Annotated in this window: 12 protein-coding genes; all 12 read left to right on the forward strand. The window is 66.3% G+C overall.

Annotation, left to right across the window (positions count from 1 at the left end; translation table 11 throughout):
- The first annotated feature begins 90 nt into the window (after positions 1–90).
- The 12 genes from XH92_RS10975 to XH92_RS11030 all read left to right on the forward strand — a co-directional run bounded on the left by XH92_RS10975 (position 91) and on the right by XH92_RS11030 (position 13235).
- The gene (locus XH92_RS10975; RefSeq protein WP_050402571.1) at positions 91–1404 is read left to right on the forward strand and encodes a sugar ABC transporter substrate-binding protein; all 1314 of its coding nucleotides are present in this window, start codon (positions 91–93) and stop codon (positions 1402–1404) included.
- 136 nt (positions 1405–1540) lie between these two features.
- Positions 1541–2413: a carbohydrate ABC transporter permease gene (locus XH92_RS10980; RefSeq protein WP_194459220.1), complete on the forward strand. Its 873-nt coding sequence runs from the start codon at positions 1541–1543 to the stop codon at positions 2411–2413.
- 4 nt (positions 2414–2417) lie between these two features.
- The gene (locus XH92_RS10985; protein WP_194459221.1) at positions 2418–3248 is read left to right on the forward strand and encodes a carbohydrate ABC transporter permease; all 831 of its coding nucleotides are present in this window, start codon (positions 2418–2420) and stop codon (positions 3246–3248) included.
- 16 nt (positions 3249–3264) lie between these two features.
- Positions 3265–4272: an ABC transporter ATP-binding protein gene (locus XH92_RS10990; protein ID WP_194459222.1), complete on the forward strand. Its 1008-nt coding sequence runs from the start codon at positions 3265–3267 to the stop codon at positions 4270–4272.
- A gap of 62 nt (positions 4273–4334) precedes the next feature.
- Entirely contained in the window at positions 4335–5108 is a 774-nt protein-coding gene (locus tag XH92_RS10995; protein WP_194459223.1) for an SDR family NAD(P)-dependent oxidoreductase, read from the forward strand.
- Between the two features lie 27 nt (positions 5109–5135).
- Positions 5136–6788 (forward strand): FGGY-family carbohydrate kinase, encoded by a 1653-nt coding sequence (locus tag XH92_RS11000; RefSeq protein WP_194459224.1) that lies wholly within the window; start codon positions 5136–5138, stop codon positions 6786–6788.
- A 9-nt stretch (positions 6789–6797) separates the two neighbouring features.
- Positions 6798–7736, forward strand: coding sequence for a carbohydrate kinase (locus tag XH92_RS11005; RefSeq protein ID WP_194459225.1), 939 nt, complete (start codon positions 6798–6800; stop codon positions 7734–7736).
- A gap of 119 nt (positions 7737–7855) precedes the next feature.
- Entirely contained in the window at positions 7856–9286 is a 1431-nt protein-coding gene (locus XH92_RS11010) for an amidase (protein WP_194459226.1), read from the forward strand.
- 76 nt (positions 9287–9362) lie between these two features.
- Complete coding sequence (locus tag XH92_RS11015; protein ID WP_194459227.1) at positions 9363–10313, forward strand: ABC transporter permease; 951 nt, start codon at positions 9363–9365, stop codon at positions 10311–10313.
- A complete protein-coding gene (locus XH92_RS11020; protein WP_371817990.1) occupies positions 10310–11203 on the forward strand; it encodes an ABC transporter permease in 894 nt (297 codons plus the stop codon). Before XH92_RS11015 ends, XH92_RS11020 begins: the two co-directional genes overlap by 4 nt.
- A 2-nt stretch (positions 11204–11205) precedes the next feature.
- Positions 11206–12204, forward strand: coding sequence for an ABC transporter ATP-binding protein (locus XH92_RS11025; protein WP_194459228.1), 999 nt, complete (start codon positions 11206–11208; stop codon positions 12202–12204).
- A complete protein-coding gene (locus tag XH92_RS11030; RefSeq protein WP_194459229.1) occupies positions 12201–13235 on the forward strand; it encodes an ABC transporter ATP-binding protein in 1035 nt (344 codons plus the stop codon). The genes XH92_RS11025 and XH92_RS11030 overlap by 4 nt, the downstream gene beginning before the upstream one ends.
- Positions 13236–13270: the final 35 nt, after the last annotated feature.

Here is a 13270-nt window from a genome sequence, read left to right on the forward strand (position 1 = left end):
CGCACCCGCGTGCTTGACAAACTTTAACGACGGGATGAACATACGCTCAACACGTGGGCATATGCTCAACGTGACATCAGGGAGGTCACCGTGAAAAACGTCCTTTGCGCCGTTGCGGGCGCGGCCAGTCTTTTGATCTCTGCCCCCTCGATCGCCCAGACCACGCTGACGGTCGCGACCGTCAACAACAGCGACATGATCCGCATGCAGGGGCTGACCAGCGAATTCACTGCGAAGAATCCGGACATCACCGTGAAATGGGTGACGCTCGAGGAGAACGTGCTGCGCCAGCGCGTGACCACCGACATCGCCACCAAGGGCGGCCAGTTCGACGTGCTCACCATCGGCACCTACGAGGTGCCGATCTGGGCCAAGAAGAGCTGGCTGGTGCCGCTCGACAAGCTGGGCGCCGATTACGACGTCAATGACCTGCTGCCGAAGATCAAGGATGCGGTTTCGGTCGACGGCAAGCTCTACGCCGCGCCGTTCTATGGCGAGAGCTCGATGGTGATGTACCGCACCGACCTGTTCGACAAGGCCGGCCTGAAGATGCCGGAAAGCCCGACCTGGGATTTCGTGGTCGACGCGGCCAAGAAGCTGACCGACAAGTCGGGCGGCGTCTACGGCATCTGCTTGCGCGGCAAGGCAGGCTGGGGCGAGAACATGGCGTTCCTGACCGCGATGTCCAACTCGTTCGGCGCGCGCTGGTTCGACGAGAAGTGGGAGCCGCAGTTCAATTCGCCCGAATGGAAGAAGACGCTGACGACCTATGTCGACCTGATGAAGCAGGCCGGACCTCCCGGCGCCTCGTCCAACGGCTTCAACGAGAACCTCGCGCTGTTCAGCGCCGGCAAATGCGCGATGTGGATCGACGCCACGGTGGCTGCGTCCATGGTGACCAACCCGAAGGATTCCAAGGTTGCCGACAAGGTCGGCTTCGCGCTGGCCCCGAACACCGGTCTCGGCAAGAACGCCAACTGGCTGTGGGCATGGAGCCTCGCGATCCCCGCCGGCTCGAAGAAGGTCGACGCGGCCGAGAAGTTCATCGCCTGGGCGACCAGCAAGGATTACACCAAGCTCGTCGCGTCGAAGGAAGGCTGGTCCAACGTGCCGCCCGGCACGCGCACCTCGCTGTACAAGAACCCCGACTATCTCAAGGTCGCGCCCTTCGCCAAGTTGACGCTGGCCTCGATCGATGCGGCCGATCCGAACAAGCCGACGGTGAAGCCGGTGCCCTACGTGGGTGTGCAGTATGCGGCGATCCCTGAATTCCAGGGCATCGGCACCCAGGTCGGTCAGCAATTCTCGGCCGCGCTGTCCGGCTCGACCACCGTCGATGCGGCGCTCTCCGCTGCGCAGTCCGCGACCGAGCGCGAGATGAAGCGCGCGGGCTATATCAAGTAAACCACGCCTGGACCAAAGCCGGGGTGCGGTGTGCGCCCTGGCCTCCCGACCAGCTTAGACCTCCCGAGCTGGGCCACTTGCGACCATCCTGTCCCGCAGCGGGATGGTCGCTCCTTTCCGAAAGAAGGAGGCGGGGATGGCGACCCAGCAGACCCAACTGCTCGCACGCACGCTGCTCACGCCCGCCGTGGCGCTGCTGTTCATCTGGATGATCGTGCCGCTGGCGCTCACGATCTACTTCGCGACCCTGCACTACAATCTGCTCGATCCCGGCTCCGAATCCTTCGTCGGCCTGGAGAATTTCCGCTACTTCCTCACCGACCCGGCCTTCCTCGCCTCGTTGCAGAACACACTGGTGCTGGTCGGCTCGGTGCTCGCGATCACAATCATCCTCGGCGTGCCGCTGGCGCTGCTGCTCGACCAGCAGGTGGTCGGGCTCTCGATCGTCCGCCTGATGGTGATCGCGCCGTTCTTCGTGATGCCGACGGTGAGCGCGCTGGTCTGGAAGAACCTGTTGATGCATCCGGTGTCGGGCCTGTTCGCCTGGATCGCGCATCTGTTCGGGCTGCCGGCGATCGACTGGTTCAACGAGGCGCCGCTGTTCTCGGTGATCCTGATCATCTCCTGGCAGTGGCTGCCGTTCGCGACCCTGATCCTGCTCACCGCGCTGCAATCGCTCGACGAGGAGCAGAAGGAGGCCGCCGAGATGGACGGCGCGAGCGCGATCTCGACCTTCATCTATATCACGCTGCCGCATCTGGCGCGCCCAATCACGGTGGTGATCCTGATCGAGACCATCTTCCTGCTCACGGTGTTCGCGGAGATCTTCGTCACCACCGGCGGCGGCCCGGGCCTGCAGACCACCAACATCGCCTTCCTGATCTATTCGCAGGCGCTGATCCAGTACGACGTCGGCAGCGCCTCGGCGGGCGGCCTGGTCGCGGTGGTGCTCGCCAACATCGTCGCGTTCTTCCTCGTTCGTATCGTCGGCCGGAATCTGGAGGCGTAACGTCATGGCGCGGATGGTCACGACACGGAGCAAGGTGATCTCGACGGCGGCGGCCTGGCTGGTCGGCTTCCTGATCTTCTTCCCGATCCTCTGGATGGTGCTGGCAAGCTTCAAGACCGAGCTCGAAGCCTTCGCGATCCCGCCGTCATTCCTGTTCTTCCACTGGACCACGGAGAACTACGTCACGGTGCAGGAGCGCAGCGATTATCTCCATCACGCGCTCAACTCGATCATCATCGCCGGCGGCTCGACCTTGATCGCGATGCTGATTGCGATCCCGGCGGCATGGTCGATGGCATTCTCGCCGACCAAGCGGACCAAGGACGTGCTGCTCTGGATGCTCTCGACCAAGATGATGCCGCCGGTCGGCGTGCTGGTGCCGATCTACCTGATCTACCGGAATTTCGGTCTGCTCGACACAAGAAGCGGCCTGATCTTCATCCTGTGCCTCGGCAATCTGCCGATCGTGATCTGGATGCTGTTCACCTATTTCAAGGAGATCCCGAAGGACATCCTCGAAGCCGCACGCATGGACGGCGCCACCATCGGGCGCGAGCTGATCTACGTGCTGACGCCGATGGCGGTGCCGGGGCTGGCCTCGACATTGCTGCTCAATCTGATCCTGGCGTGGAACGAGGCGTTCTGGACCCTCAATCTGTCGACCCTCGAGGCGGCGCCGCTCACCGTGTTCATCGCATCCTATTCCAGCCCGGAAGGCTTGTTCTGGGCGAAATTGTCGGCGGCGTCGACGCTCGCGATCGCGCCCATTCTCGTGCTCGGCTGGTTCAGTCAGCGGCAGCTCGTCCGCGGCCTGACCTTCGGCGCGGTCAAGTAGCAGAAAGGCTTGTCCCATGGGTCAGATTACGCTGCAGGGTGTGCAAAAATCGTTCGGGCCGGTCCACATCATCAAGGGCGCCGACCTCGAGATCACCGACGGCTCCTTCGTCGTGTTCGTCGGTCCGTCCGGCTGCGGCAAGACCACGCTGCTGCGGCTGATCGCGGGGCTCGAGGACGTCACCGGCGGCGCCATCCTGATCGACGGACGCAACGTGGTCGACGTGCCGCCGGCCAAGCGCGGGCTATCGATGGTGTTCCAGTCCTATGCGCTCTATCCGCATATGAGCGTGCGCGGCAACATCGCGTTCGGCCTGAAGATGGCCGGCATCGCCAAGGATGAGATCAACCGCAAGGTCGAGGCCGCCGCGGCGACGCTCAACCTGACGCCCTATCTCGAGCGCAAGCCGCGCGAACTGTCCGGGGGCCAGCGCCAGCGCGTCGCGATCGGCCGCGCCATCGTGCGCGAGCCCAAGGCATTCCTGTTCGACGAGCCGCTGTCGAACCTCGACGCCGCGCTGCGGGTGCAGATGCGGCTCGAGGTGACGCGGTTGCAGAAGCAGCTCGGCACCACGGCGATCTACGTCACCCACGACCAGGTCGAGGCCATGACCATGGCCGACAAGATCGTGGTGCTGAACGGCGGCAAGATCGAGCAATATGGCTCGCCGCTCGAGCTTTATGAGAAGCCGGCCAATTTGTTCGTCGCCGGCTTCATCGGCTCGCCGAAAATGAATTTCGTCACCGGCGAGCTCGCCAAGCAGCAGGGTGCGACCACCATCGGCGTGCGGCCCGAGCATTTGAAGGTCGAGCGCGACGGGCAGGGCGGCTGGCACGGTACCGTCTCGGTCGCCGAGCATCTCGGCAGCGACACCTTCCTCTATGTCGATGCGGGGCCGCTCGGGATGCTGACCGCGCGCTATGTCGGCGAGCTCGACCTGCATCCGGGCGACAAGGTGTCGCTGATCCCGGACCCGGCACGTATCCATCGTTTCGACGACAGCGGAAAGTCGATCAACGGATAAGGCCCGCTCTGGCCGGGGCGGCACGCCCGCGACATGCGGGCTCTAGGCAAAGGAAGAAGAAAATGTATCTCGAGAAATTCAAGCTCGGCGGCAAGACCGCCATTATCACCGGCGCCGGTCAGGGCATCGGGCTCGCCTGCGCCGAGGCGCTGGCGGAAGCCGGCGCCAAGGTCATCATCGGCGACCGCGACGCCAAGGTCGCCAATGACGCGCAGGCGGCGCTCAAGGCCAAGGGCTTCGACGCCGACATCGCGCTGATGGACGTGACGGATTCCGGGCGCGTCTCGGCGGTCGCCGACGAACTGGTGCGCAAGTACGGCAAGGTCGACATCCTCGTCAACAATGCCGGCATCGCCCGCAGCGAGACCCCGGCCGAGACCGTGACCGACGAGCACTGGCTCAACGTCATCGACGTCAACCTGAACGGCACCTTCTGGTGCTGTCGCGCGTTCGGCAATCACATGCTGAAGGCGAAGTCCGGCACCATCGTCAATGTCGGCTCGATGTCCGGCTTCATCGTCAACAAGCCGCAGGAGCAGTGCTTCTACAATGCCTCCAAGGCCGCGGTGCACCATCTGACCAAATCGCTCGCCGCCGAATGGGGCGCGCGCGGGGTCCGGGTCAACGCCGTGGCGCCGACCTATATCGAGACGCCGCTGAACGCCTTCGTAAAGAACAGCCCCAAGATGTACGACGCCTGGATCGGTGGAACCCCGATGGCCCGGATGGGGCAGGTCGACGAGATCGCCTCCGTGGTGCTGTTCCTGGCCTCCGAGGCGGCGAGCCTGATGACAGGAAGCATCGTTCTGGTCGATGGCGGCTACACTTGCTGGTAAGCTCGCGCCGGAAATAACGGAGCGGCCATGCGGCAAGCCTATATCGGGGTGGACGTCGGGAGCACCAGCGCCCGGGCGGGCGTATTCGACGAGGCCGGAAAACTGCTGGGCTCCGCCCGGCATCCGATCCGGGTGTGGCACGAGCCTGGCGACATCGTCGAGCAATCGTCAGATGACATCTGGGCCGCCTGCGTGGCGTCCGTGCGTAACGCGATGCGCGAGGCTGCGGTCGCGGCCGAGCACGTCAAGGGCATCGGGTTTGATGCGACCTGCTCGCTGGTCGTGCTCGACAGGGCCGGCCGGCCGCTCACCGTCAGCCCGTCCGGCGATCGCGCGCGCAACGTCGTGGTCTGGATGGACCACCGCGCGATGGATGAGACCGAATTCGTCAACGCGACCGGCGACCGGGTGCTGCGCTATGTCGGCGGCGCCATCTCGCCCGAGATGGAGATCCCGAAAATCCTGTGGCTGAAGCGGCATCTGCCGGCGACGTTCGACGCGGCAGGCCACTTCTTCGATCTCGCCGACTATCTCTCGTTCCGCGCCAGCGGCTCGCTGGCGCGCTCGACCTGCACGGTCACCTGCAAATGGACCTATGTCGCGGGTGAGGGCGGCTGGAGCGAGTCTTTCCTGAAGCGGGTTGGGCTGGAGGCGCTCGCGGCCGATCGCTTCGCCCGCATCGGTACCGAGATCGTGCCGCCCGGCTCGCCGCTCGGCCGCGGGCTGTCGGAGGATGCCGCGCGCGATCTTGGCCTCGTGCCGGGAACCGCGGTCGGTGCCTCCTTGATCGATGCCCATGCCGGCGGCGTTGGCGCGATCGGTGGCCGCGACGGCTCAGGCGCTGAGGTCGATGTCTGCCAGCGGCTCGCCTATATCATGGGGACGTCGGCCTGCATCATGGCGACGACCGTCGATCCTTGTTTTGTGCCCGGCGTCTGGGGCCCGTATTTCGAAGGCATGGTGCCGGGCTTCTGGCTCAACGAAGGCGGTCAATCGGCGGCGGGCGCCGCGATCGATCATCTGCTCAAATCGCATCCGGCGCATGCCGAGGTCTTGCTGGCCGCCAGGAACGACGGCGTCGACGTCATCGAGTACCTCGAGAAGCGCATCCTGGCGCGCAGCGGCAATGCCGGTGCGGCCGCGCTGCTTGCGCGCAACGTTCATGTGCTGCCGGAATTCCTCGGCAACCGGTCGCCCTATGCCGATCCCGGCTCGCGTGCTGTGATCGCGGGGCTCGATCTCGACACCGATGTGTCGGCGCTGGAACGGTTGTTCATCGCCGGCCTGTGCGGGCTGGCCTATGGCCTCGCCGACGTCATCGAGGCGCTGCAGGCCCACGGCGTCAGTGGCAAGACCATCGTGATCGGCGGTGGCGCGAGCCGCAGCCCCCTGGTGCGCCAGATCATGGCCGACACCACCGGCTACACGGTCGCATTGCCGCAGACGCAAGAACCTGTCTTGCTGGGCGCCGCGATGCTGGGTGCGGTCGCCAGCGGCGCGCATAATTCGATCAATGCGGCGATGGCCGGCATGTCTGCGCTTGGACGGTTGAGCGAGCCGACGCGGCCCGAACTGGCCGATTTTCACCGCAGGAAGCGGGGCGTGCACAAGATGCTGCGCCAGCTCGATCGAGACAGCCGCGAGGCGATGAAGCGGGCGCCGGGCGCGGCGCCAACTTGAGGTGTTTGCATGCTGCTGAGTTGCGGAGATGCGCTGATCGATTTCCTGCCGTCGCGGACGGCGGATGGACGCGAGGCCCTGACGCCCGCGGTCGGCGGCTCCTGCCTCAACATCGCGATCGGCAGCGCCCGGCTCGACGTTCCGACCGGCTTCGTCGGCGGCATCTCGACCGACACCTTTGGTAAAATGATCGCCGATCATGCCGCAGCTTCGGGCGTCGATCTCAGCCGCGCGACGCGCAGCGACCGCCAGGCGACGCTGGCCTTTGCCCGCGTCACTGGCACCGAGACACAATACGCCTTCTATGACGCCGACACCGCGTCGCGGAACTGGACCTATCGGCGCGAGGCGATCGCGCTCGACGGCGTCACCTGCCTGCACAGCGGCTCGACCACGCTGGTCCATGACGAGGGCGCGGCCGAGACGCTGGCCTTCATCGAAGATGCGCGGCCGAAGGTGACGATCTCGCTCGATCCGAATTGCCGGCCGAACCTCGTCAAGGACAAGGACGCCTATCGCGCGCGCATGCTGGCGTTCTGCGGCAAGGCGGACATCGTGAAGATGTCCGACGTCGATTTCACCTATCTGTTCGGCAATGAGGCCTATGCGGCGCGAGCCGAGACGCTGCTCTCGGGTGGCGCATCGCTTGTCGTCATCACACGCGGCAATGATGGCGCCGCTGCCTGGCATCGCAAGGCCGGACCGATCGGGGCCGCATCGCCTGTTGTGAACGTCGTCGATACGATCGGCGCCGGCGACAGTTTTCAGGCGGCACTGCTCGCCGCGTTGCATCGGCTGGACCGGATCGCACGCCGGCGGCTCGCCGACATCTCCGCTGTCGAGCTCACCCGCGCGCTGTCCTTTGCCTGCAAATGCGCCGCATTCACCTGCACGCGTCCGGGTGCCGATCCGCCGCGCAGCCGGGAGTTGCCGGCGGACACCTGGTAGGCCATGCGCGATCGGCAGCCGCGCCGCGGGCCGTCATGCGCATGAGGCGATAGACTTGCGACACGCCGCGCGGCACCATGCTTAAGATCGACCACGTCTGACACGAGCGCCTTGTCCCAATGAGCGATGATCTCTGCCAGCTGCCTGCCGTTGAGCTTCGTGCGCGGATCGCCCGCAAGGAGGTCTCTCCGGTCGAAATCACGGCCGCGGTGCTGGCCCGCGCCGAGCGGCTGCAGCCCGAATTGAACTGCTTCATCACGCTGTGCGGCGAGGCGGCGATGGCGCAGGCGAAGCTCGCGGAGCGCCAGGTCATGGCCGGCGAGCCGCTCGGCCTGCTGCACGGCATCCCGTTCACGGTGAAGGACATCGTCAGCACCAAGGGCGTGCGCACGACCTTCGGTGCGGTGCCGTACCGGAACAACGTGCCCGATCACGATGCGGTGGCGGTGGCCCGGCTTCGTGCGCAGGGCGGAATATTGATCGGCAAGACCACGACGCCGGAGTTCGGCAGCAAGTGCCTGACCGACTCACCGCTGTTCGGCCGTACCCGCAATGCCTGGAGCGCCGAGCGTTCCAGCGGCGGATCGAGCGGCGGCGCGGCCGTGGCGGTCGCAAGCGGCATCGCGCCGCTGGCGGTTGCGACCGATGGCGGCGGCTCGACCCGGATTCCCGCGGCCTGCAACGGCGTGGTCGGGATCAAGCAAAGCAATGGCGTGATCCCGCACAGCCAGGTGCAGGACGCCTTCGGCAACCAGACCTATGTCACGCCGACCACGCGCAATGTGGCGGACACCGCACTGATGATGCAGGCAATGGCCGGCGAGGATGCGTCGGATCCCTGGTCGATCGGCGTTCCGGTGCCCGACTATCTCGATCGCGCGGCGGCGCGTGGCGATCTCCGGGGCAGGCGGGTGCTGTTCTGCGTCTCGCCGCCGGGCCGCCCGGTGACGGCGGACGTCGCCGCTAACTTCAAGGCGAGCCTCGACCGGCTGGCCAGCCTCGGTGCGGACCTTGAGGAGTTTTCCGGCGACGGTTTCGACATCGAGCCGATCTGGCGCGCCATCAATCATACTGTCTGGCGTACCCGCTTCGACAAGCTCGCGGCCGAGCATCCCGATGACCTCAGCCCGACCTTCCTGAAGCAACTCGCGCTCGCCGCCAAGGTCAGCGGCGTCGACTACCAGCAGGCGATGTTCGACCGCACTGCGCTGTTCCGTCGGATACAGGCGCTGCTCGCGCGCGGCGATCTCCTCGCAATGCCGACCATGACCCGCACGGCGCTGCCGATCGATCAGGATCTGTTCGGCACCATCGATATCGACGGCCAGAGCTTCGACAGCGTCCGGCCGCACTGGTTTCCCTGGACCATGCTGTTCAACATGACCGGGCATCCCGCGGTCAGCATTCCCTCAGGCTTCGGCCGCGACGGCTTGCCGATCGGCCTGCATCTGGTCGGCCGCTTCCGGGCCGATGCGGAACTCTTGCGCGCCGCGGCGCTGTTCGAGGAGGCGAGCGATCTGCTCGGCCGCTGGCCGGCGCTGGCATCGTGAATGGTGCGGCGAAGGGCTTGCATTCGCGCGCGAACATGTTGAAACCTGCGGCCTGTTCCCAATCCTTCGGGCGGGCATGAGTGTATTCTTCCTGCGGCGGATCCTGACCCTGGTGGCGACGCTGGTCGCGGCCTCGCTGATCATTTTCCTGGTGCTTGACGCGCTGCCCGGGAACGCCGCGCAGATGCTGATGGGCGCCGACACTTCGCCCGATGCGGTGCGCGCGCTCACCGTCAAGCTCGGCCTCGACCAGCCGCTCGCGGTTCGCTATCTGCTCTGGATCAAGGGCATGGCGGTCGGCAACCTCGGCAACAGCTATGTCTATGGCACGCCGGTGGCCGGCCTGATCGCAGAGCGGCTGGTGCTGACGATACCGCTCGCGATCATGTCGATGCTGATTACGGTGGTGCTGGCGCTCGCCGCCGGCATCTACACCGCGGCCAACCACAACAAGATCGGCGACGTCGGCGTGATGTCGCTGACCCAGATTGGCATCGCGCTGCCGAACTTCTGGTTCGCAATCCTGTTGATCCTGCTGTTCTCTGTGAAGCTGCAATTGCTGTCCGCCGGCGGGTTTGCCGGCTGGGACGACGGCATCTGGCCCGGGATCCGCTCGCTGCTGCTGCCCGCGATCTCGCTCGCCGTGGTGCAGGCCGCAATCCTCGCCCGCGTCACCCGCTCGGCGGTGCTGGAGGTGCTGCGCGAGGATTTCGTCCGCACCGCGCGCGCAAAAGGGCTCGGCAAGCGCGAGGTGCTGTGGCGCCACGTGCTGCGCAACGCCATGATCCCGGTCATGACCGTGATGGGGCTGCAATTCGCCAATCTGCTCGCCGGCACCATCGTGATCGAGAACGTGTTCTACCTGCCGGGCCTCGGCCGGCTGATCTTCCAGTCGATCGCCAACCGCGACCTGATCGTGGTGCGCAACTGCGTGATGCTGCTGGCCGCGATGGTGGTGACAGTCAATTTCGTGGTCGATGTGCTCTATGCCTTCATCGATCCGCGCATCAAGGTCGCCAACCTGTGAGCGCGCCGCCGACCGCATCCGTCACAGCGGCAATCGCACCGGGGACGAGACCCGTGACCGGCTTCTGGCGGCGCGCGCTGCGCCATCGCAGCTTCGTGCTCGGCGCGATGCTCAGCCTGTTCGTGCTCGGCGCGGCGCTGCTGTCGCTGGTCTGGACACCGTGGTCGGCCTATGACATCGACGTCGCCGCGAAGTTGCGCCCGCCGTCGGCGGCGCACTGGCTCGGCACCGACGTGCTCGGCCGCGACATCGTCTCGCTGCTGCTGGTCGGCGCGCGCTCCACCATCATGGTCGGCGTCATCGCGGTCGGCATCGGCCTGAGCTTCGGCGTCGGCCTCGGCCTGATCGCAGCGGCGCGCAAGGGCTGGACCGAGGAACTCATCATGCGGATGAGCGACTTCACCTTCGCGTTCCCCGCCGTGTTATCAGCGATCATGCTGGCGGCGGTCGCAGGTCCGGGTATGGTGACATCGATCACCGCGATCGGCATCTTCCAGATCCCGACCTTCGTCCGCGTCACCCGCGGCTCGGCCAATGCGATCTGGGCCCGCGAATTCGTGCTGGCCGCGCGAGCGGCGGGCAAGGGCTCATTCCGTATTACGATCGAGCACGTGCTGCCGAACATCCTGTCGATCCTGATCGTGCAGGCGACGATCCAGTTTGCGCTGGCGATCCTCGCCGAGGCCGCTTTGTCCTATCTCGGGCTCGGCACCCAGCCGCCGCAGCCGTCCTGGGGCCGGATGCTCAACGACGCGCAGACCTTGCTGTTCCAGTCGCCGATGCTCGCCGTCTATCCAGGAGCCGCGATCGCGGTCGCGGTGCTCGGGCTCAATCTGCTCGGCGACGGCTTGCGCGATCTGCTCGATCCCCGTCTGGCGAGTGAGCGTTGAGCATGAGCGAGGCGCCGCTGATCGAGGTGAAGGACCTGGGGGTTCGGCTCAATACCAGAAGCGGCCCGGCACAGGCCGTCCGCGGCGTCAGCTTCGCGCTTCGCCGTGGCGAGACGCTCGGGCTGGTCGGCGAATCCGGTTGCGGCAAATCGGTCACCGCGCTGGCCCTGATGGGGCTGCTGCCGGACAGTGCCGTGATCAGCGGCAGCGTCCGGCTCGACGGCGCGGAGCTGGTCGGCCTGCCCGATCCGGCTTATTGCAAGCTGCGCGGCAACCGCATCAGCATGATCTTCCAGGAGCCGATGACCGCGCTCAACCCGATGCACACGATCGGGCACCAGGTTGCCGAGCCGCTGCGGCGTCACACCGGCGTCTCGGCGGCGGAGGCGCGGCAGCAGACCATCGCCTTGCTCGATCGCGTCGGCTTGCCTGATGCGGCGAAGCGCGTCGATGCATATCCGCACCAGTTCTCAGGCGGCCAGCGCCAGCGCATCACGATCGCGATGGCGCTGGCCTGCCAGCCCGACGTCTTGATCGCCGACGAGCCGACCACGGCCCTCGACGTCACGATCCAGGGCCAGATCCTCGATCTGATCGCGGGTCTCGTCGAGGAGCGCGGCATGGCGATGATCCTGATCTCGCACGATCTCGGCGTGATCGCCGAGAACGTCGATCGGATGATGGTGATGTATGGCGGCACGGTCGTCGAAAGCGGCGCCACCGACGCCGTGTTCACGCGGATGGGCCATCCCTATACGCAGGGCCTGTTCCGCGCCCGGCCACGGCTCGGCGCGCGCAAGGGGACGCGGCTCAAGACCATCGCCGGCACCGTGCCGGAGCTCGCCGATCTGCCCGCGGGATGCACTTTCGCCGATCGCTGCGGGATCGTCGAGGCGCGTTGCCGCGCGGCGTTGCCGGCTGTCGTCGATGTCGGTGGGAGCCACGGCGTGCGTTGCATCAGGACGGACGTCTCGATGGCGGCCGGGGGCGTCGGCGCATGACGGTGCTGGAACAGCCATCATCCGCGACGCCGCTGCTCGACGTCAAAGACCTCGCGCAACGCTACACTCTGCCACGCGAAAGCCTGTTCAAGCCCGCGGCGCAGGTGCACGCGCTCAACGGCGTCACGGCGCAGGTCATGCCAGGCAAGAGCCTCGGCGTCGTCGGCGAATCCGGTTCGGGCAAATCCACCTTTGCGCGGCTGGTGATGGCGCTGGAGCGGCCGTCGTCGGGGCAGGTCGTCATGCTGGGCCGCGACCTCAACCGGATGCCGCCGGATGAACTGCGCCGCGCCCGCCGCGATTTCCAGATGGTGTTCCAGGATCCCTACGGCTCGCTCGATCCGCGCCAGACCATCGCGCGGATCGTTGCCGAGCCGCTGACTGCGCTCGGGCGGATCGATCGCGGCAGCCTGCGCGAGCGCGTCGCCAAGGTGCTGCGGCAGGTCGGGCTGCGCGATGCCGACATGGACAAGTTCCCGCATGAATTCTCCGGCGGCCAGCGCCAGCGCATCGCGATCGCGCGTGCGCTGATCACCCAGCCGAAGCTGATCGTCGCGGACGAGCCGGTCTCCGCGCTCGACGTCTCGGTGCAGGCGCAGGTGCTCAATCTGATGCAGGATCTGCAGGACGAATTCGGCCTCAGCTACATCCTGATCAGCCACGACCTCGCGGTGGTCGATCTGCTCTGCGACGAGATCGCGGTGATGTATCTCGGGCGGATCGTCGAGCAGGGGCGGCCCGCCGATCTGTTCGCCCGTAGCGCCCATCCCTATACGCGCGCACTGCTGGATGCGGTTCCGCGCGCCCGGGCCGGTGGCGTCCGGCGGCGCCGCGGCGCGCAGGCGATCGGCTCGCAGGCCGCGGCCGCGGCCGCGGCCGGCTGTCCTTATGCACCACGCTGTCCCCTGGCCGACCAGCATTGTCGCGAGACCGCGCCTGCGCTACGGAGCGTAGGCGACGCCCATCTGGCGGCCTGCCATCACGCCGAAGCGGTGATGGTGCTGCCGCCGGTGGTCGCCGAGGCCGGTTAGTCTTTAGGGTGAGGTTGACCAGGCTTGAACAAAGA

The sequence above is a fragment of the Bradyrhizobium sp. CCBAU 53421 genome (genome assembly GCF_015291625.1).
Lineage (GTDB): Bacteria > Pseudomonadota > Alphaproteobacteria > Rhizobiales > Xanthobacteraceae > Bradyrhizobium.

Coding starts and splice junctions, on each gene's coding strand:
- XH92_RS10980 (WP_194459220.1), top strand. CDS start 1,541: ATGGCGACCCAGCAGACCCAACTGCTCGCACGCACGCTGCTCACGCCC.
- XH92_RS10985 (WP_194459221.1), top strand. CDS start 2,418: ATGGCGCGGATGGTCACGACACGGAGCAAGGTGATCTCGACGGCGGCG.
- XH92_RS10990 (WP_194459222.1), top strand. CDS start 3,265: ATGGGTCAGATTACGCTGCAGGGTGTGCAAAAATCGTTCGGGCCGGTC.
- XH92_RS10995 (WP_194459223.1), top strand. CDS start 4,335: ATGTATCTCGAGAAATTCAAGCTCGGCGGCAAGACCGCCATTATCACC.
- XH92_RS11000 (WP_194459224.1), top strand. CDS start 5,136: ATGCGGCAAGCCTATATCGGGGTGGACGTCGGGAGCACCAGCGCCCGG.
- XH92_RS11005 (WP_194459225.1), top strand. CDS start 6,798: ATGCTGCTGAGTTGCGGAGATGCGCTGATCGATTTCCTGCCGTCGCGG.
- XH92_RS11010 (WP_194459226.1), top strand. CDS start 7,856: ATGAGCGATGATCTCTGCCAGCTGCCTGCCGTTGAGCTTCGTGCGCGG.
- XH92_RS11015 (WP_194459227.1), top strand. CDS start 9,363: ATGAGTGTATTCTTCCTGCGGCGGATCCTGACCCTGGTGGCGACGCTG.
- XH92_RS11025 (WP_194459228.1), top strand. CDS start 11,206: ATGAGCGAGGCGCCGCTGATCGAGGTGAAGGACCTGGGGGTTCGGCTC.
- XH92_RS11030 (WP_194459229.1), top strand. CDS start 12,201: ATGACGGTGCTGGAACAGCCATCATCCGCGACGCCGCTGCTCGACGTC.